This window comes from Paenibacillus sp. FSL W8-0919 (genome assembly GCF_038003785.1).
GTDB classification, from domain to species: Bacteria; Bacillota; Bacilli; order Paenibacillales; family Paenibacillaceae; genus Paenibacillus_AQ; species Paenibacillus_AQ lactis.
The window spans coordinates 5,248,501-5,266,349 of sequence record NZ_JBBOPV010000001.1 but is presented as its reverse complement, the minus strand read 5'-3'; the positions used below and the strand labels follow the sequence as shown (position 1 = coordinate 5,266,349).

General features: G+C 50.5%; 20 protein-coding genes. 17 read left to right on the top strand and 3 right to left on the bottom strand.

Translation table 11 applies throughout. From position 1 onward, the window contains the following. Positions 1-84: 84 nt before the first annotated feature. From NST44_RS23805 to NST44_RS23795, 3 genes are all read left to right on the top strand, one after another. Positions 85-942, top strand: coding sequence for a carbohydrate ABC transporter permease (locus NST44_RS23805; RefSeq protein ID WP_007130040.1), 858 nt, complete (start codon positions 85-87; stop codon positions 940-942). A 21-nt stretch (positions 943-963) separates the two neighbouring features. Next, positions 964-1,836 (top strand): carbohydrate ABC transporter permease, encoded by an 873-nt coding sequence (locus NST44_RS23800; RefSeq protein WP_007130041.1) that lies wholly within the window; start codon positions 964-966, stop codon positions 1,834-1,836. A gap of 167 nt (positions 1,837-2,003) precedes the next feature. Next, a complete protein-coding gene (locus NST44_RS23795) occupies positions 2,004-2,420 on the top strand; it encodes a MerR family transcriptional regulator (protein WP_007130042.1) in 417 nt (138 codons plus the stop codon). Positions 2,421-2,491: 71 nt separating this feature from the next. Here the strand turns inward: NST44_RS23795 and NST44_RS23790 are convergent, their stop codons facing one another. Together NST44_RS23790 and NST44_RS23785 are read right to left on the bottom strand one after the other, a co-directional pair. Continuing rightward, positions 2,492-3,409 carry an NAD(P)-dependent oxidoreductase gene (locus NST44_RS23790; RefSeq protein WP_007130043.1) on the bottom strand — a complete coding sequence of 306 codons (918 nt, stop codon included), beginning with the start codon at positions 3,407-3,409 and terminating at the stop codon, positions 2,492-2,494. A gap of 407 nt (positions 3,410-3,816) precedes the next feature. Further along, positions 3,817-4,278 carry an Hsp20/alpha crystallin family protein gene (locus tag NST44_RS23785; protein ID WP_007130044.1) on the bottom strand — a complete coding sequence of 154 codons (462 nt, stop codon included), beginning with the start codon at positions 4,276-4,278 and terminating at the stop codon, positions 3,817-3,819. Positions 4,279-4,397: 119 nt separating this feature from the next. Here NST44_RS23785 and NST44_RS23780 point away from each other — a divergent pair, with 119 nt between their 5' ends. From NST44_RS23780 to NST44_RS23755, 6 genes are all read left to right on the top strand, one after another. Continuing rightward, the gene (locus NST44_RS23780; protein ID WP_007130045.1) at positions 4,398-4,619 is read left to right on the top strand and encodes a spore germination protein; all 222 of its coding nucleotides are present in this window, start codon (positions 4,398-4,400) and stop codon (positions 4,617-4,619) included. Between the two features lie 17 nt (positions 4,620-4,636). Beyond that, complete coding sequence (locus NST44_RS23775) at positions 4,637-4,864, top strand: spore germination protein GerPB (protein ID WP_040738616.1); 228 nt, start codon at positions 4,637-4,639, stop codon at positions 4,862-4,864. A gap of 41 nt (positions 4,865-4,905) precedes the next feature. Continuing rightward, positions 4,906-5,520, top strand: a complete 615-nt coding sequence (gene gerPC, locus NST44_RS23770) for a spore germination protein GerPC (RefSeq protein ID WP_007130046.1) — start codon at positions 4,906-4,908, stop codon at positions 5,518-5,520. After that, on the top strand, positions 5,498-5,683 hold the full coding sequence (locus NST44_RS23765) for a hypothetical protein (RefSeq protein WP_007130047.1): 186 nt from the start codon (positions 5,498-5,500) through the stop codon (positions 5,681-5,683). Before gerPC ends, NST44_RS23765 begins: the two co-directional genes overlap by 23 nt. After that, complete coding sequence (locus NST44_RS23760; RefSeq protein ID WP_007130048.1) at positions 5,680-6,099, top strand: spore germination protein GerPE; 420 nt, start codon at positions 5,680-5,682, stop codon at positions 6,097-6,099. Before NST44_RS23765 ends, NST44_RS23760 begins: the two co-directional genes overlap by 4 nt. A gap of 250 nt (positions 6,100-6,349) precedes the next feature. After that, positions 6,350-6,976, top strand: coding sequence for a LysE family translocator (locus tag NST44_RS23755; protein WP_007130049.1), 627 nt, complete (start codon positions 6,350-6,352; stop codon positions 6,974-6,976). A 78-nt stretch (positions 6,977-7,054) separates the two neighbouring features. On the opposite strand, the gene tlp is transcribed toward NST44_RS23755, so the two are convergent. Continuing rightward, complete coding sequence (gene tlp, locus NST44_RS23750) at positions 7,055-7,279, bottom strand: small acid-soluble spore protein Tlp (protein WP_007130050.1); 225 nt, start codon at positions 7,277-7,279, stop codon at positions 7,055-7,057. A 212-nt stretch (positions 7,280-7,491) separates the two neighbouring features. On the opposite strand from tlp, the gene NST44_RS23745 reads away from it, so the two are divergent. The 8 genes from NST44_RS23745 to NST44_RS23710 all read left to right on the top strand — a co-directional run bounded on the left by NST44_RS23745 (position 7,492) and on the right by NST44_RS23710 (position 17,766). After that, the gene (locus NST44_RS23745) at positions 7,492-8,787 is read left to right on the top strand and encodes a WD40/YVTN/BNR-like repeat-containing protein (protein ID WP_007130051.1); all 1,296 of its coding nucleotides are present in this window, start codon (positions 7,492-7,494) and stop codon (positions 8,785-8,787) included. 201 nt (positions 8,788-8,988) lie between these two features. Then, on the top strand, positions 8,989-9,408 hold the full coding sequence (locus NST44_RS23740; RefSeq protein WP_007130052.1) for a DUF2500 domain-containing protein: 420 nt from the start codon (positions 8,989-8,991) through the stop codon (positions 9,406-9,408). A gap of 65 nt (positions 9,409-9,473) precedes the next feature. Further along, the gene (locus tag NST44_RS23735) at positions 9,474-10,223 is read left to right on the top strand and encodes an SDR family NAD(P)-dependent oxidoreductase (protein WP_213615056.1); all 750 of its coding nucleotides are present in this window, start codon (positions 9,474-9,476) and stop codon (positions 10,221-10,223) included. 374 nt (positions 10,224-10,597) lie between these two features. Continuing rightward, complete coding sequence (locus NST44_RS23730) at positions 10,598-12,925, top strand: helix-turn-helix domain-containing protein (RefSeq protein ID WP_213615054.1); 2,328 nt, start codon at positions 10,598-10,600, stop codon at positions 12,923-12,925. A gap of 130 nt (positions 12,926-13,055) precedes the next feature. After that, positions 13,056-14,678 (top strand): extracellular solute-binding protein, encoded by a 1,623-nt coding sequence (locus NST44_RS23725; RefSeq protein WP_340900768.1) that lies wholly within the window; start codon positions 13,056-13,058, stop codon positions 14,676-14,678. 111 nt (positions 14,679-14,789) lie between these two features. Beyond that, complete coding sequence (locus tag NST44_RS23720) at positions 14,790-15,731, top strand: ABC transporter permease (RefSeq protein WP_050954030.1); 942 nt, start codon at positions 14,790-14,792, stop codon at positions 15,729-15,731. A gap of 11 nt (positions 15,732-15,742) precedes the next feature. Continuing rightward, a complete protein-coding gene (locus tag NST44_RS23715) occupies positions 15,743-16,624 on the top strand; it encodes a carbohydrate ABC transporter permease (RefSeq protein WP_007130057.1) in 882 nt (293 codons plus the stop codon). A gap of 14 nt (positions 16,625-16,638) precedes the next feature. Continuing rightward, entirely contained in the window at positions 16,639-17,766 is a 1,128-nt protein-coding gene (locus tag NST44_RS23710) for a glycoside hydrolase family 88 protein (protein WP_007130058.1), read from the top strand. Positions 17,767-17,849 lie beyond the last annotated feature (83 nt).

Below are 17,849 nucleotides of genomic sequence, written 5' to 3'. Positions count from 1 at the left end.
GAAACGCCGCCCCTGTTGTTTTTCATTCGGGCGGCGTAGTCATTTCGAGAGAATTGCACAAAATAACCTCAAAGGTGATGAAAAATGAAGGGTGATCGAAAGTATATCGTACTGTTTTTATTGCCTGCGGTAGCGATCATGACAATCTTCCTGTACTATCCGTTCTTTAAGAGCTTGTACCTGAGCTTCTATCGGACCACCGGTTTCTTCGACAAGAAATTTGTCGGCTGGGCGAACTACGAGAGACTGTTCACGGATAAATTGCTCGGCGCGGCAACCTTGCATACATTAGAAATCATGCTGTATGTTATCGTGTTCCAGGTCGGTATTGCCCTCGTGCTCGCCGTCCTTGTTGACAATATTTCCAAGCTGAAATCATTCTACCGGACCGTTTTTTTCTTCCCTGTCGTCATTTCCGGTACGGCTATATCGCTATTGTTCGTCCTGTTCTACAATTACAATTTCGGCTTGCTTAACAATTTGCTTGCCCAGTTCGATATCGAGAAGGTGCTGTGGCTGGATGATAAGAATGCGTTAAAAGCGGTATCCATTCCGACCGTATGGCATTATGTCGGGTTTTATTTCGTTTTGTTCCTCACAGCGATGTCCAAAATTCCTTCGGACTATTACGAGGCAGCAAAACTCGAAGGGATATCGGCCTTCAAGAGAACGACGATGCTGACCATTCCGCTGATTATGAGCGATATCAAGGTTGTGATCACACTGGCGATCACCGGTACACTGAAAGTGTTCGAGTTCGTATGGGTGATCACGAGCGGCCAGAATGGGACCGAGGTGCTCGGAACCTATATGTACAAAAAGGCCATGGTAGACCAGAACTTCGGCTACGGTTCGACCGTGGCGATCTATATGGTGGTCTTCGGCGTCCTGCTGGCGGTCATCGCTAACCGATTGCTGAAGAGAGATGAGATTACATACTAAGCATTATAGGGGTGTACAGTTATGGAGCCAACCATCGTCGTTGAACACAAAACGCAGCGAGTGAAAAAGCGTCGGTTTAAAATAAGCACCGCTGTGATGTATATCGTATTGACCCTATGGTCTTTAACAACGATCTATCCGTTGTTCTGGATCGTCAACAACTCCTTCAAGGTTTCCAGGGACGTTATGAATAATTCCTTTGCCATCTCCTGGGATCCGGTGTTCGTAAATTATCAAAATGCGTTTGACCGTATCAATATCGGGCGCAGCTATATCAACAGCTTGATCATGTCGTTCGGCACCGTATTTCTGGTGCTTCTGCTCGGGGGATTAGCCGCCTACGTGTTATCCCGATTCAACTTTAGAGGAAAGAGAACGATTTATTCCATTTTGTACGCGACGCTGCTTATTCCTGCGTTTGCAACGGTCGTTCCCGTGTACGAGCTTCTGATCAAAACGAGTCTCGTCAATACGTACTGGGGGTTAATCTTCCCTCAGACGGCTGGCAATCTGACCTTTGCCACTCTCGTGATTGCGGGGTATATGTCCACCATTCCGAAAGAGTTGGAGGAAGCCGCCTTTATGGACGGCTGCAATCGGTGGCAGATGTTTGCCAAGATCTTCGTGCCGATCTCTCAGCCCGTATTTGCATCGGCAAGTATATTTGTTTTCATGTGGTCTTATAACGATCTCTTCTCGGCGTTGATCTTCGTAAACAAGGAGAATGTTCGCCCGATCGTGGCGCTCCTTAACGAAATCAGCTCCCAATACGGGACGGACTTCGGCTTGATGGCTACCGCCGTTTCCTTGACTGTCATCCCGGTGCTTATCGTGTATCTGTTCATATCAAAATATATTCAAAAGGGATTGACGGAAGGCGCGGTTAAAGGCTGATCCGAGCTGCGGAACCAACGAATAGGCAAGTCAAGAGCCGACCTTTGGGCCACTCGGTTGACTTGCCTATTCGTTGTGGGCTAAGAGTGCAAAATATTCGTTGACCTTGACACTAGTGTCAAGGTTTATAATGGAAGGGAATCCCTGTTTACCGAGGAGGTTTCTTCATGAAAATTAGCCAGCTGTCTAAACTGACAGGTGTAAGCGCCCGGTCGATACGCCATTACGAGAAGAAACGGCTGATTCGCCCGAAGCGCCTGGATAATGATTACCGGGAGTTTGATGAGGACGCGGTCGAAAGGGTCAAGGCCATCCAAATCTATTTGGGAATGGGATTGACGACGGATGAAATCGCGGAGGTTCTGGACTGTAATGATGATTATTCGGAAGTATATGAATACTGCGAAGAGATGATGGATTTCTACGAAGACAAGCTGGACGAAATTAATGCCAGGATTCTAAGGCTCGCTGCCGTCAAGCAGAGGCTTGAGGAGAAAATCGGCGAGATGAACCGGATGAAAGACGATGTGCCGCAGATGGCGGAGGACCGCATGTCCGAAGCCGGCTACGGCGTTATGAATTGAGGCCCGAACGGCGTTTAAAACGCCGTTCGGGCTTTTTTTCCTCCATTCAGAGCGTTGATTCGAGAGCATCGTCACCGTTTATGGAACTCAACGAGACGCGAGAAGCCTTCCTCCCCGAACCCTGCCTGAATCGCCTTGTTGGCGACTGTCAGTCCCGCACCAAGTATGCTGCTGTCAAGGCCGTGATGCTCCGCAACGTGCGTGATATGCTCCATTGAGGCAGCCGCAGAGATAATGTTCGAGCGGTCCCCTGGATAGACGCCGCGGTCGGCTTCTTCTGCAAGTTGGGTCATGATGGCAGGCATGATCGCTACGATACCATGGGCATAAGGAGCCAGATCAGAGGCTGCAATGTTCTCGGCCCGTGCAAGGGCAAGCGAATGCATATAACCGTTCATGGCCGTCCAGTAAAGATTAAGTAAGGTAATGTCGTAAGCGGCCGCACGCCCGGGATCGCTGCCGAGGTAAGACGCCTTTCCTCCCAAGCTGGCCAATGTTTGCCTATGCCGCAGGTATACATCCTCCGAGCCGCTGTATAAAATGACAGCCGTGGCCTCGCCAATGGTCGGGGTTGGCGTCATAATGGCCCCATCCACGTAATCAATGCCGTTGGCAGATGCCCAGCCGGCCATCTCCCTGGCCCGTTCCGGCGTGTCTGCCGTCAAATTGATGACGGTTCGGCCTTTCAGTTCTTCCACAGCCGGTGATAGAATGGAGCGCACGGCATTATAATCGAGCACACAGATAATGATCAGCTCGCTTGCGGCTGCTGCATCCGTCACGGATTCCGCAAGAACAGCCCCTTGCCGGGTCAGTTCATCCGATTTGCCGGGCGTGCGATTCCATACGGTCACCGGATGACCGTTCTTCAGAAAGGCGCCTGCGAGCGCTTGACCCATAGGCCCAAGTCCGAGCACCGAGACGGCTTCTTTCGTTTGCCGTTCTGAATCATTGCCAATAGGGCTGGAAAATCCCCATTCGTTAACCATTAGATGTTCCTCCTTATATGTGTCATCCGGTCTTATTCTAAACCTTGGCACTAATGTCAAAGTCAACACGGTATTCGCGAAGGCAGCAAAAAACGAGTCGCGTCACGATCTCAACGCAATTAAAAACGAATGGCATATCGACTGCTACCGGTCCGGAGCGATAGGATGTAGATTTTGAACAGAAACAACCTGATAAATTCACCATATGAAAAATTCACAATAGAAAAAAGCATTTCTCTCTCCCTAGTTCTTTTCCACAACTTCCCGCCATTAGATCTTACCTAATGCATATCGAGCATGTTTTAAATGGAGGGGTTAGAGACCCCATATTAAACAGCTTGCTGCGCGCCATCGGTGTAATGGCCCGATTTGACGGTGATGGCGCGCATTTCGCTGCTCCCGAACAATCATAGAAACCGGATCTGTACGTCGTGATAGCGTCCGCTGCTCAATTTAGGCATTTTGATTTGCAGGGAGGACTGTTTGTACGTAGCGATGCTTTGTGAGGGCTGCACGGGCGCAGGAAGCTGAATGATCTGGACATGCTCTTTCGGAAGTCCATTGATTTTAATATGTGTCCGGTTCACCTGCACCCATAAATTCTCAGGGTGAATGCGCATGGGAACATGGCATTTCACAACAAGGAATTTATGGGTATCAAAGGTTTCATAACGCAGCTCGGACGGTTTCGAGAGAATATCATTTCCTGATATAGCCTGATTGATGGTGTTTTTTACATAATCCTCTATCATGGCCGCATCCAGCTGAACGTCTTCACTCAGATTGTTCAAGTCTTTGAACGGAAACGGGTTGCTGCTGAAGAAGGAATCCTGGGTCAGCCATTCGGGACGTCGATTCTTGGAGCTCAAGTATGCTTCACCCCCTTTTGCCATTGATTCATTGTATGGGCGAATGAAGGTCGCAGTGACATCTGGGCATATATCTACATAACCTATTTAAGGACGATTCTGATTAAAGAGGTGGAATTGTGGTTTCGATTATCGGTAATATGAAGATTGTTAACGTGGGCCCCAGTTCTACGGTCTTGGTTGGAAATACCGGTGCTATTGTATTGAACAGCTCCGCGAAAACCTATTCGGGCTCCAACTCGTTCAATACCGGCGACAATATCGGTCTCAATATCGCGAATAACCAGGGCAACAGCTTAAATACGGTGGATCCGGACCTTATCGATTCCGCGAATGCTTAGTAAGGTTGTGATACATTGTGAATGTGACGGTTCATCAGAGCATTACGATTCATCAACTGCGCGTGGAAGCCGTAACGAATTCATCCGTGCTCCAGATTGGGACTGCGGGAGAAATCAGAGCCTTATCCAATATATATAATACCGGTGGTTTTACCGGACCTGCGCCAGAGTTCGAGCCTATCGATAACGCCAGCCCGATCGTTCCCCTGCCTGCTCCCGAGGAAGGATTGTACAGGCAAGAATGACGCGATTCCACCCTGCATACAATTGCAGGGGAGGGGGTTCTATGTACCCGTATCATTTAAAGCAGCTGCTGAACGGTCTTCAACTCCAAGCGGAGCAGTTACGTCGGATCGAGCAAATGGTGAAGGATTTGAGGACAGAAATGGATACGCTGCGCCAGTCCAAATCGAGTGCTGCCGACCGGATTGAATATCATTTTGATTTATTAAAAATCGAGAGGCTGGAAGGAACATTGAATATCGGAGTCATGCCTACAGGCGGCAAGCCGGAAGGGGATATTGAGGTTAACGGTCAATCTCTGGTCCCGCCGCAAGGGGGCAATGGCGGAAGCGCAGCATATACCGATATTTACGAAGACGTTACGCAATATCTGGATAATGATATCGCCGGGGAGCTTGACCGGAGTCTGAAAAAGCTTCCGGTCGATTCAGCAGGAACTAGTCTTTCCATTATTCTCGAGGACATTCGCAAACAGGTCGGGGAACGCATCAAGGTATATATGGACCAATACGGCCGGAGCGGCGAAGAGCCGGACGCCGTGCTGATGAAGCAAACCATTGCGCAGCAGGTCAAAAAGGAGATTGCTTACGCAATCAATCAGCATCTTCAACAAGTGCAGGGGAAGTGGAAAAGGAATGAAGCTGACAGTCATCAATAAGGAGCTGCATGTGGGCTCCATCCGGGTAACCGCGGTATCCAGCTCGTCCGTGCTGTTAATCGGAGATACGAAAATCATCAACAGCTCATCGATATACGATACGCCATCGGAGTCGTTGCTCGTCAGTCCGCTCGTACCGTTAGCATCGGGATCCGCTCCATGAAGCGAAACGTATTTGTGGAGAACATGCATATCATTAACATCTCGGACGGCTCGGCATGTATTTGCGGTAAATCCGAGGATCTTCATGCGTATACACAGGCACTCGCCGTACAACGGCAGGTGCCCGTCTTTTACGAGGATGAAGGCCGCTTTGAAGATTACCCTATTTTTACGAGAGATATCCCGAAATTACCGGACTCATCGGATGTAGATATGGACGTCATCCAAGAGCATAATCTGATCCGTGTGAATCGTGTCGATGTCTTGTCTGTCGCGTCCGCGTCCACGGTCCAAATAGGAACCACGGAGCAGCTTGAGCTGGAAGCGCGGGTCAAGGCCATTCGCCATTTTATAACAGACCAGCCGAAGGCGCTGGAACGTTATAAGGGCATCATTATTTTGCCCTATCCTGATTGAAAACGAATAACGAATAGGAGAGTCTGCTCGGGAAGCGGGAAGCGCCTTGCCTGATGCAGGCTCTTTTTACCGGATGATGCAGACGGCCCAGGACAGTAATGATTCCATTTATCATTTTTCCCGCCAGTCATGACGCTCCTGTGTTAAAATATGATGTGGTTAAATAACGTAATCATTCAATGCAGGGGGATCGATTCACCCTTTCCATGGCAGGATCGCAGCTCAACATGATAGAGAGAGGACCGAATATATGTTTACCATCACTTCTTTAATGCTGTTTCTAGGATCGGCGATATTGCTTATCCTGGTGCCGGGTCCGGATCTGCTGTTTGCCGTTACGCAGGGCATGACCAGCGGCAAAAGGGCCGGCATATTAAGCGCCATCGGCTTGAGCTTAGGCAATATCGTACATACGCTTGCAGCTGCGCTCGGCGTATCCATCATCATTAAAACGTCTGCGACGGTGTTTACGCTGTTTAAAATCGCGGGCGCCTGTTATTTATTCTATCTTGCCTATAAGTCGTTTAAGCACCGGAAGGATCCGATCGGTCTTCGGGAAGGCAGTCCTGAATCCGGCCGGAATTTGATCTTAAAGGGGTTTCTCATGAACGTGCTGAACCCGAAGGTGGCGATTTTCTTTCTCTCTTTCCTTCCGCAGTTCGTCAATGATAAGCAAGGTCATGCCGGTTTACAGCTCTTTATCTTAGGCATGATGTTCCTCATCCTGACCGGTCTGATATTCGGGATCTTGGCGTACTTTGCGGGGGCATTCAGCCAGCGGCTTCTATCGAAATCGCGTTTTGGCGAATGGATGAACATCCTGGGAGGGTGCATTTTCACCATCATCGGCATGAAGCTGGTATTTACCCGATTATAGGAAGGTTCATGTATTTACAAAAAAATCAGGAGGCGCATAAGAAGCGAACCTCCTGATTTTCTTATGGCAACATCCCGATTATTCGCCCTGATGGGCGGCCTCGTCTTTAATTTCCTCACGGAAGCCGGAGATGCTTCTCTTGCGGCGCTCATTGCGATCCTCGATTTGCTCCTTCTCCGAGGCAGGAATCTCATCGCCGAACTCTTCCAAATAGTCCTCAGCTTCGCGGAAGTTTTCAATGGTGTTCTGCACGGCATCCTGCAGATGCTCTACGTTATCTTCGCGATTGTCCGGTTTTGCCACGAAAATCACCCCCTGGGCATGATATGGTTTCTTGCACCTCAAAAGTTTTCCAATCCGAGGGCTCCCTTATGCATCTTGACGAACAATATCCGTAAAAAGCTACAGGATTGTAAATATTGCAAGCCGGATCTGTACTTATCTGATCGAATGAATATGTTATAATGTCGAAGAAACGCAACCTGGCTTAGTGGTATGGAAGAGGAGGAACCGTTTTGAGACCACGACGTTTTCTATTGCGGCTTAGCACGCTGGCATTCATTGTATGCATGTTAGCGTCATGTACCTCGGAGCCGGTAAAAAAACAACAGCAGCCTTCGACAGAAGGACCTCCTGAACCGATCATGCAGGATGCAGCGGAAGAAGAAGGACAGGTGATTACGCTTGTAACGCCGGAGACTAGCCAGAAAGCTCCGGAGGAGAAGAGCAAATACCAGATACATACCCGGCTGACCGACTTTCACCTGTTAAGCGAAACGACAGGCATCGCCTGGGGAATCACCAACGCTTCGCTCCGACTCTATCAGACGCAGGATTATGGTGAAACGTGGATGGACATCTCGCCTTCGTCCAATGTCGAATTCGGCAGCAAGCTGGTGTATGGGAAAGATATCGTATTTACCGATAAGGATCACGGATGGATCATACGGAACATGCAGGGCTCGACGGAGACCGTGCTGCTTCACACCTCTGACGGGGGAAAGAGCTGGAAAATATCGGCGCTTCCTAAATCCGGCATCGTGACGGCGCTATCCTTTGTGTCCTCAGAGCAAGGCTGGATCATGGCTTCAGGCAGTTCCTCCAAAGGCTTGGAGGAGAAGCTGCTGTATCGAACCAACGACGGGATCGTATGGCATGAGGTTATGCAGAATACAGAGTACCCAAGAACCCGTATACCGGGAACGGTGATTCCAAGAACAGGCTCCATGATCGGCATGAGGTTCACCAATCCTCAAGTCGGGTTTGCAACGGTGCAGGAGCTGCAATCGTCCAAGCTGTACATCACACGCGACGGCGGGAGTCAATGGAAATCTTCCGCTCAGGTATTCCAGAGCGATTCGCTCGACCGCTGCGGTTCGGTCTATGCAGGTACGCCCCAAGCGCTCGGTTTCGTTGGCGAAGAGGTCTATATCCCCGTTGTGTGCATGGTCAAAGATGCCCCTAAGTACATGGGTTATTTTACAGCCGATACTGGGAGGTCATGGAATTTGGTTTCGTTCCCAATGACGGGGGATCCGAACAAAGGCAGCATCCAACCGGTGTTCCGCAGACTGCATGACGGATGGGCAATGGTGAACGGCATCGTGTACCATACAACCGATATGGGCCGGAATTGGAAGCCGTATCCAAGGGATGAGCTGTTGACAAGCAATTTGAAAAAGTACCCGAAAGTGGTGAAAATGCAGTTTATTTCATCAGACGTCGGCTGGCTCCTGATTGAAACGGAAGACAAGAAACGCTCCCGTCTGATGATGAGCACGGATGGCGGGGTATCTTGGCAAGGTCTATAATCATGAATAAGCCAGGCTTTACCGGCGGGAGATCCGTGACGGTGAAGCCTTATTTATATGGGATATCGAAAAGCGACGCGAACAACGCTCTCTGGTGGACAACTTTCCTAAATTTTTCGCTAAAACTTCCCTTTCGAAGGAGTTAAATTGTCCGAGTCTAAGCATATACATATTTCAAGACAAGGTGGAGGGGGGAGCCGCATGGGATCGGGATCGGAGTGGATGTTCGATTTTTTCGGCAGCGTTATGCCCATATTTTTCATCGTCGTCATCGGGATTATTATACTGTCGGCAGGGAAAGGAATATTGCAATGGAGCCAGAACAACCGACAGCCTTTGCTAACCGTCGATTCTAAAATTGTGAGCAAGCGGACCGAAGTGAAGCATACGCATCATACAGATGAAGCGATGTCGAGCCGTACTCGAACCACCTATTATTTAACGTTCGAAGTCGAAAGCGGCGACAGGATGGAGTTTGTCGTGAATGGCGAGGAATTCGGCATGTGTGCGGAAGGGGATGAGGGACTGCTGCGTTTTCAGGGGACCCGCTATTACAGCTTCGTCCGGCATCCGAAGTCGAATCGTGATACCGTCCGAGGCTATGGGCATCACAAAACCTAATTTGCAAGGATTTTAGTCGGGCTCCTCCTGTGGTATATAATGAAGGAGATAAAGGAGGAGCTCGCATGAAATTTAACAATAAATCGGTGATCATAACCGGTGCCGCAAACGGTATCGGACGCGGATTGGCGGAAGCGTATGCCTCCAGAGGCGCGCAGGTCGTATTAAGCGATATCAATGAAACGCGCGGTGAGGAGACGGCAGCTGCCTTGAGGGAGCAGGGATTTACCGCGCTCTTTGTACCTTGCGATGTCCGCAAGGAGGAGGATATCCGCCATCTGATGAATGAAGCGGTAAAGCAGTTCGGCGGAATTGATATTTTGATCAACAATGCGGGGGTTTCGCGTTTCAAGTCGCCTTTTGATTTGACCGTCCAGGATTGGGAGGATGTGCTGAACACGAATGCAAGAAGCTGCTTTTTGGCTACCCGGGAAGCGGCTGTACATATTAGGAAATCCGGCCGTGGCGGTGCCGTTGTCAACCTGTCTTCCACCCGCTCCATGATGTCGGAGCCGAACTCGGAGGCTTACGCCGCATCCAAGGGGGCGATCGTTGCATTAACCCATGCCATGGCGGTCAGCCTGGGACCGGAACGAATCCGGGTGAACTGCATCAGTCCGGGGTGGATCGAGACCGGCAGCTACAAGGAGCTTCGCCCGGAAGACCACAGCCAGCATCCGGCCGGCAGGGTCGGGGTTCCATCCGATATTGCGAAAGCATGTTTTTATCTGACCGATCCGGAGAACGATTTCGTCACGGGCACACATCTGGTCGTCGACGGCGGAATGACACGTAAAATGATATATGAGCCATGATAATGGATAAAGAGAGGGAGCCTACCCACGGAATTTGCTGTTTGGGGACGGGCTCTTTTTGCATTTATTTTTATGGTCAGCGGTGGGATTCTAAAGCCCTAGCCTGAATGCATGGATGATTAGCGCCATTCTCTCTTGTATAAAACCCTCCTATAGTATTTTTATATTCCCGTAAGGATTTTACATAATCCTCGTAAAGAAATGGTGCGGCATCCCGCTTGCCGAAAGACGCCTTCCAGCGGGAATGATACGATTTCGTGATCGATTAACATTTTTCAAGAAAGTCTGTTCATGAAAATTAATTCCAGTATGATGGAATTAATCTAATGTGGTCATCATGAATCATTCAAATCGAACTGGAGGGAAGAAAGTAGATGGGAGTATTTCCAACTAGATTGAAAGCCGAACGATCGAGCCGTACGTCCGTATTTGTTACATTGCTCCTGTCCTATCTTGTAGTGCTGCTCATTCCGGTGATCGTATTCGGAGGGCTGTATACGAGAATCGAAAGCATCATGGTCGAGAACGCCAACAACGCCAATATGGCCCTGATTGAACAGGCTAAGCAAGTGGTGGACGGTCGGCTGGATGAGATGCATCTGATCTCCCGGAATACTTCATCGCATCCGAAGCTGGACACCCTGCTCAAGTCTGGAACGCTCCAAACCGCTGAGGAACGGTATGATTATTTGAGCTTTATGAAGGAGCTGGAGCGTTATCGGAACAGCAGCAGCTTCATAACGGATTTTTATGTGTATCTTCGGAAGAGCGATACGGTGGTGAGCCCGGGCTTCAAAACGAATTCATCCATTTTGTTCTCGGAAATCTACGGCTACCCCAATTTAACGTATAAGCAGTTTCAGGACGATATCCTTCACGGCGTTCATTTTAATCGCTTTCTCCCGGTAACCGAAGTCGGCAAGGGCTTAAACAAGAAACGAATGCTAACCTATTTGCAAACGCTTCCATTCGGGGAAAAGAGCACCCCGAAGGGCGCTTTGGTGATTCTCATCGAAGAACGGCAAATCATGGGATTGCTTGAGGAGATCGTGAAAGCGAATCACGGCACGATCTACATCAAGGATGCGGAGGGGCAGGTCCTGCTCAGTGCGGGTGAGAGGAGTGAGGTCGCTAACGGGGCATCAGCTTCGGAGAGCGGGATGATGACCGTGTCTACCACTTCAGCTCGTAACGGCTGGGAGTATGTATCGCTTGTTCCCGAAAATGTATTTATGGCGAAGGTGATCATGGTCAAGCGAATGGCGGTCGGTGTTCTGGCCTTATGTCTGGCTGCCGGAATTATCGTGTGCGCATATATGACCTATCGGGCTTATCATCCCCTTCGTGACATCATTCGTTTTATCCGGCAATCCCATCCGACTAAAGGAGGGAATATCCGAAACGAATATGAGTTTATCAAATCCACCATGGCGGATTCCTTCGGCAAGCAGGTGGAGATGGAAGAGCAGCTGTTCAGGCAGACGCCGGCCATCCGCGCGAATTTCCTGCTTCGCCTGTTAAAGGGGCATGTCGATACGGATGATATTTCGCAGCAGTCCCTTTCATTCATGGGCATAACCTTCCCGCACTCAAGCTTCGCCGTGGCGCTGATTGAGCTCCGGGACGCAAGCGGCTTTATTCATCATGATTGTGAGCGGGAATGGGCGTTAATCCGATTCGTGACCGGGAAAGTGGCGGAAGAGATGCCGGGTTATGCTGCCTACGCCGTTGAGCTGGAGAAGAACGAAGTCGCCATTATTCTGAACGTTCCTGAGGAATGCGGTAAAGGAGTTGAGCTGTATGAATGGGCCGAGCAGGTGAAAAGAGTCATCGAGCAGCGCTTCCGGACGGTGACCACGATCGGAATCAGCAGCATCCATGCAGGGATGGGGCAGCTGCCAAGCTGTTATGCAGAGAGCGTAAGAGCGCTGGAGTACTCGATCTTTACAGCCTATAAACCTATTCTGTTTTATGAAGAAATGAAACGGGAAGCGGAGGTGTATTATGACTTTCCGATCGAAACGGAAATCCAGCTGATCAATGCGATGAAGAGCGGGGACGCGGTGAAAACGAAGGACATCATTCAGCAGCTGTATGAAAACAACTTTACAGGGAAGCAGATTACCCCGGAGCATGGGCGGCTGCTGTTTGCGAATCTGCTCAGCACCTTGTTTAAATTGCTGAATGCTTTGAATTTAAAGTATGAGGATATCTTGGGGACGCCTGCAAAGCCCATTGAAAACATGACGGAAGCGGGTTCTCTGGAAGAGCTGTATTCGGAGATGCAGTTTATGTTCCATCAGGTTTGCCTGTATGTAAAACAGCAGAGGGGCGATTCCTCAACGCTGCTGCTGGAAAAAATTAAAAAATACATTATCGAGCACCACGACGACGCGATGATCAGTTTGGCATCCATTGCCGAGCAGTTCAATATTACGCCGCCGTATTTATCGGCTTTCTTCAAGAAGAACAGCGGCTCGAATCTGACCGATTATTTGGCGAAGATCCGAATTGAGCGCTCCAAGGAAATGATGAAGGATGCGGGGAGCACCATCTCGCAGATCGCCCGATCAGTCGGGTATACCAGCGACGTCGGCTTTATCCGGGTATTCAAGAAATACGAAGGGATTACGCCCGGAAAATATAAGGAAACGCTGCATTCCCTATCATCCACATTAAGAAAAGATCATGCCGAATCTTAATTGGTGTTTACCGATATTGAAATTGTATGATGTACGATCCCGGCGCTTTCTCCCTAATATTAGGCAAGGGCGGCAGAGCTGTCCCGAGGCTGAACGAAAATCATGCATTCAAAAAAAGGAGGCGTCGACTATGGGAACCATTCGAAAACGTACGGCAAAAATGGCGATCTTGATCTTAATCGTGGCGATGATCGCCGGCTGCAGCGGTAAAGGCTCCGGGGCGGAGGAGCAGGGAGGCGAACAAGGCAAGGAGGTTGCATCCGGCGGTGAGGTCGGTTATCCCGGCAAGCTGACTTATTGGGTGACATTAAATGCAAACGCTTCCGCGACCATGCAGGACATGAATGGCATCGCTGCCTATCAAGAACTGGAGAAGACGACAGGTACCAAAATCACCTTCCAGCACCCTCCGGCCGGGCAGGAAGCGGATGCCTTCAATATTATGGTGTCCTCGGGCAATTTGCCGGACGTCATCGAGTATGGGTGGGCAAACGTATCCGGCGGTCCGGATAAGGCGATCTCGGATGGCACGATCATCCGACTCAATGAATTGATCGAGGAGCATGCGCCGAATTTAACCAAGGTATTGAATGACACCCCGGAGTACCGGAAGCTCATTACGACCGATGACGGCAATATATACGTGTTCCCGTTCCTGCGGGGAGACGAATACTTGCTGACGTTCAACGGGCTCATTATTCGGCAGGATTGGCTGGACCAGCTCAAGCTTGAGGTCCCGGAGACGATCGATGAATGGTATGAGGTTCTGAAGGCGATCAAGACGGGCGATCCGAACGGAAACGGGAAGGCGGATGAAATCCCGCTGCTGCTTGACCTGGACATGACGGGGATCAACCATGCTTTCGTGGGTGCGTGGGGAATTACGACCGGATTTTATCAGGTCGATGGTCAGGTGAAGTACGGTCCGATCCAGCCGGAGTTCAAATCTTATCTGGAAACGATGAGCAAGTGGTATGCCGAAGGGCTGATCGATCAAGATTTTGCCGCCACGGACGCCACACTGAAGGACGCAAAGGTCACGAACAGCCAAGTGGGTGCTTTCTCGGGCTACATGGGCAGCAGTTTGGGCCGTTATACCGAGCTAATGAAGGCATCCAATCCGGATGTCAAGCTGGCGGCAGCGCCAAACGTCGTGCTGAAGAAAGGAGATATGCCGATTCTGGGTCAGAAGGACTCGGCGTATAACGGCTTTGGAGCAGCGATTACGAAGGCCAACAAAAATCCGGCCGAAACGGTGAAATGGCTCGATTACAAATACGGCGAAAAAGGGCATATGCTGTTTAACTTCGGCGTCGAAGGCGTCAGCTACGAGAAGAAGGACGGGTACCCGACGTATACGGATGAAGTGATGAAGAATCCGGACGGGCTGTCCATTACCCAAGCGCTGGCCAAATACAATTTGGCGAGCTACTCCGGTCCATTCGTGCAGGACCGCCGGTATATCGAGCAATATTCCGCGCTGCCTGAGCAGAAAGCGGCGATCGAGACCTGGATGAAGGCGGACAACAGCCGCCTGATGCCGGTCATTTCCCCTACGGCTGAAGAGAGCACGCGGTATGCATCCATCATGAACGATGTAAACACCTATTACGAGGAAATGGTGAACAAATTCATTATGGGCGTGGAGCCGATCAGCGGATTCGACAAGTTCGTCGAGACGATTCAGGGTATGGGGATCGAGGAAGCGGTGAAGATCCAGCAGGCGGCGCTGGACCGTTTCAACAGCCGTTAAGCCCGTTAGGGCATGCTTCGCCATGCGGGAGGGCAGCCGGATTGGCGCTTGTCTCCCGCATGGTTCTATTTCCAAGTCAGGGGAGGGCTGAAATTGCAGCTTAAGCAGGAGATGAACCCAATCGTCAGACCGGTGAAAAAAGAAAGCTTCAGGACCAGGGCAGCAAGGGATTTCCGGCGGAATTCCGTGATTTATCTCATGCTGCTCCCGGTGGTGGCATTCTATGCCGTATTTCATTACGGGCCCTTGTACGGCCTGCAAATCGCGTTTAAAAACTTTTCGGCCGGACTTGGCATATGGAACAGCCCCTGGGTGGGCTTCGATCATTTCATTGAATTTTTCAATGGCTTCTTCTTTGAACGCGTCGTCACCAATACGATCGTCCTGGGGCTCTATGACCTGATCTTTGTATTCCCGGCCTCGATCGTGCTGGCACTGCTGCTCAATGAAGTGAGGAATCGGATGTTCAAGCGGACGGTTCAGTCCATCACGTATATTCCGCATTTTATCTCGGTTGTGGTCGTCGTCGGCATGCTGGTGGATTTTTTGTCCGTTGACGGGCTGATCAATCAGTTGATCGCTTATTTCGGCGGCAAGCCGATATCATTCATGCGGCTGCCGGAATGGTTCCGCACCATATATACCTCGTCTGCAATATGGCAGGGAATCGGCTGGGGCTCGATCATTTATCTGGCAGCCATATCGAACATCGATCCGTCGCTGTATGAGGCGGCGAAGGTCGACGGGGCGGGACGCTGGAAGCAGATGCTTATGATTACGCTGCCCGGCATCATGCCGACGGTGATCATTTTGCTGATCCTGCGGATCGGTTCCTTCATGGCGCTGCAGGATGAGAAAATACTGATTATGTACAATCCGGTCACGTACGAAACGGCGGATGTGATCGGGACTTATGTCTACCGCAAGGGCATCTTGGAGGCGAGCTACAGCTTCAGCGCCGCGGTCGGCATGTTTAATTCCTTAATCAATTTTGTACTGCTTATAGGGGCTAATTACCTCAGCAAACGATTTACCGAAACGAAGCTGTGGTAGGGAGGGGAAGCATGCGAACTTCGAGATCTGTGAGTGAAATCCTATTCGATACGGCCAACGTCGTCTTGTTGTGCCTGTTATCCATCGTGACCTTGTATCCGTTTTTGTACGTCTTGTTTGCATCCGTCAGCACGCCCTCCGAATTCGTTCAGCATCGCGGGATTCTGCTGTGGCCCAAGGGTTTCTCGCTGGACTCCTACCGGATGGTGTTTGAGAATCCGAATATTATCCGAAGCTATCTCAACACGCTGCTGTACGTGGTTGTCGGAACGACGCTGAACATTTTCATGACCGCGCTGGGCGCATACGGCTTATCCCGGAAAAATGTCATGTGGAAAAGCACCATCATGATGCTGATCGTGCTGACGATGTTTTTTGACGGCGGACTGATCCCGAAATATTTGCTCGTAAAAAATATCGGCCTGCTGGATACGTACTGGGCGCTCATTATTCCCAGCGCCATGACGACATGGAATCTGATCATTATGCGTACGGCCTTTCAGGGGGTTCCGGTGGCACTCGAGGAGTCTGCACGGATCGATGGGGCCAATGATTGGACGATTCTGTTCCGCGTCATTATTCCGCTATCGCTGCCAGTCATCGCCGTCATGATTTTGTTCTATGGCGTATGGCATTGGAATAAATGGTTTGATGCGCTTATTTATTTGAGAGACCGAAATTTGTTCCCGCTGCAGCTGATCCTGCGCGAGATCCTCATCCAGAACGACACGAACAGCATGATGACATCCGTCGGAGGCGGCGATCGGATGCCGGTGGGCGAAACGATCAAATATGCGACCATCATGGTGGCGACGCTGCCGATTTTGTTCTTGTATCCATTTTTACAGAAATACTTCGTGAAGGGCGTCATGATCGGCGCGATCAAAGAATAGGAGGTCTTTAGGTTATGTGGGAGCAAGCGATTCGCGATGCGGTTGAGAAGACGAGAAGAAATCTGGAACGACACCCGATGAAATTTCCGCATATCACGCAGGAGCAGCGTTATGAGTGGGGGGAGAGCACGGATTGGATCGAAGGCTTCTACACAGGGATGGTCTGGCTGTGCTATGAGCACACGCAGGACCCGTTCTTTAAGGAAACAGCGCTTCTGCAGATGGATGATTTTAAAATAAGGCTGCAGGAACGCAAGCATCTGGATCATCATGATATCGGCTTTCTGTATCTGCCTTCCGCATTGGCCGCATGGATCGTGGACGGCCGGGATGAGGGGAGGGAGCTCGCGCTGAAGGCTGCGGATCACCTGATGCTCCGTTTCCGGGAAGGCGGGCAGTATATCCAGGCTTGGGGGCCTAAGGGAGACGAGAAGAACGGCGGCCGCATCATTATCGACTGCATGATGAACATTCCGCTCCTGTACTGGGCACACCAACAGACCGGAGAGGAGCGGTACTTCAACGCCGCCATAGCTCACGCAGAAAAGAGCCGTCGCTACTTGATGCGCGGGGACGATTCCTCCTACCATACCTTTTATTTCGATCAGTCCGACGGCACGCCGCTTCGAGGAGGAACGCATCAAGGCTATCATGACGGTTCTACCTGGACACGCGGACAGGCTTGGGCGATCTATGGATTCGCGCTGTCGTACCGGTACACCCGCAATCCGTTGTATCTGGAAACGGCGAAGCGTGCGGCTCGTTATTTTATTCAGCATTTGCCGGAGGATCACGTCGCGTATTGGGATTTCGATGTGCCGATCGAGCCGGGGACTCCGCGTGACAGCTCGGCTTCGGCTATAGCCGCATGCGGTATGCTGGAAATAATGGAGTTTCTCGCTGAAGGGGACGCGGACCGGGTGCTGCTGAACGAAGCGGTGCAGAAATCGATGAGCTCGCTTGTCCGGTCGTATTCCACAATGCATGAGCCTGAAGAGGAGGGGCTGATCAAACATGGCTCCTATTATGTAAGAGGAGGCATGGGGCCCGACGATTACATGGTCTGGGGCGACTATTATTATCTGGAGGCGCTGATGAGGCTAACGTCCGGTATACCGGGTTATTGGTATGAGCGAGAGTAGCTATATAAGATGAACTTAAGAATACGATGCAGGCAATAGAGAAGAGGATTGTCGAAAAAGTCGAATACTTTCTAAGGGAAACA

Bases quoted from the DNA above. Each gene is read 5' to 3' on its own strand.
- NST44_RS23805 (WP_007130040.1), top strand. From the start codon at position 85: ATGAAGGGTGATCGAAAGTATATCGTACTGTTTTTATTGCCTGCGGTA.
- NST44_RS23800 (WP_007130041.1), top strand. From the start codon at position 964: ATGGAGCCAACCATCGTCGTTGAACACAAAACGCAGCGAGTGAAAAAG.
- NST44_RS23795 (WP_007130042.1), top strand. From the start codon at position 2,004: ATGAAAATTAGCCAGCTGTCTAAACTGACAGGTGTAAGCGCCCGGTCG.
- NST44_RS23790 (WP_007130043.1), bottom strand. From the start codon at position 3,409: ATGGTTAACGAATGGGGATTTTCCAGCCCTATTGGCAATGATTCAGAA.
- gerPC (WP_007130046.1), top strand. From the start codon at position 4,906: ATGTACCCGTATCATTTAAAGCAGCTGCTGAACGGTCTTCAACTCCAA.
- NST44_RS23765 (WP_007130047.1), top strand. From the start codon at position 5,498: ATGAAGCTGACAGTCATCAATAAGGAGCTGCATGTGGGCTCCATCCGG.
- NST44_RS23760 (WP_007130048.1), top strand. From the start codon at position 5,680: ATGAAGCGAAACGTATTTGTGGAGAACATGCATATCATTAACATCTCG.
- NST44_RS23755 (WP_007130049.1), top strand. From the start codon at position 6,350: ATGTTTACCATCACTTCTTTAATGCTGTTTCTAGGATCGGCGATATTG.
- NST44_RS23740 (WP_007130052.1), top strand. From the start codon at position 8,989: ATGGGATCGGGATCGGAGTGGATGTTCGATTTTTTCGGCAGCGTTATG.
- NST44_RS23735 (WP_213615056.1), top strand. From the start codon at position 9,474: ATGAAATTTAACAATAAATCGGTGATCATAACCGGTGCCGCAAACGGT.
- NST44_RS23730 (WP_213615054.1), top strand. From the start codon at position 10,598: ATGGGAGTATTTCCAACTAGATTGAAAGCCGAACGATCGAGCCGTACG.
- NST44_RS23725 (WP_340900768.1), top strand. From the start codon at position 13,056: ATGGGAACCATTCGAAAACGTACGGCAAAAATGGCGATCTTGATCTTA.
- NST44_RS23720 (WP_050954030.1), top strand. From the start codon at position 14,790: ATGAACCCAATCGTCAGACCGGTGAAAAAAGAAAGCTTCAGGACCAGG.
- NST44_RS23715 (WP_007130057.1), top strand. From the start codon at position 15,743: ATGCGAACTTCGAGATCTGTGAGTGAAATCCTATTCGATACGGCCAAC.
- NST44_RS23710 (WP_007130058.1), top strand. From the start codon at position 16,639: ATGTGGGAGCAAGCGATTCGCGATGCGGTTGAGAAGACGAGAAGAAAT.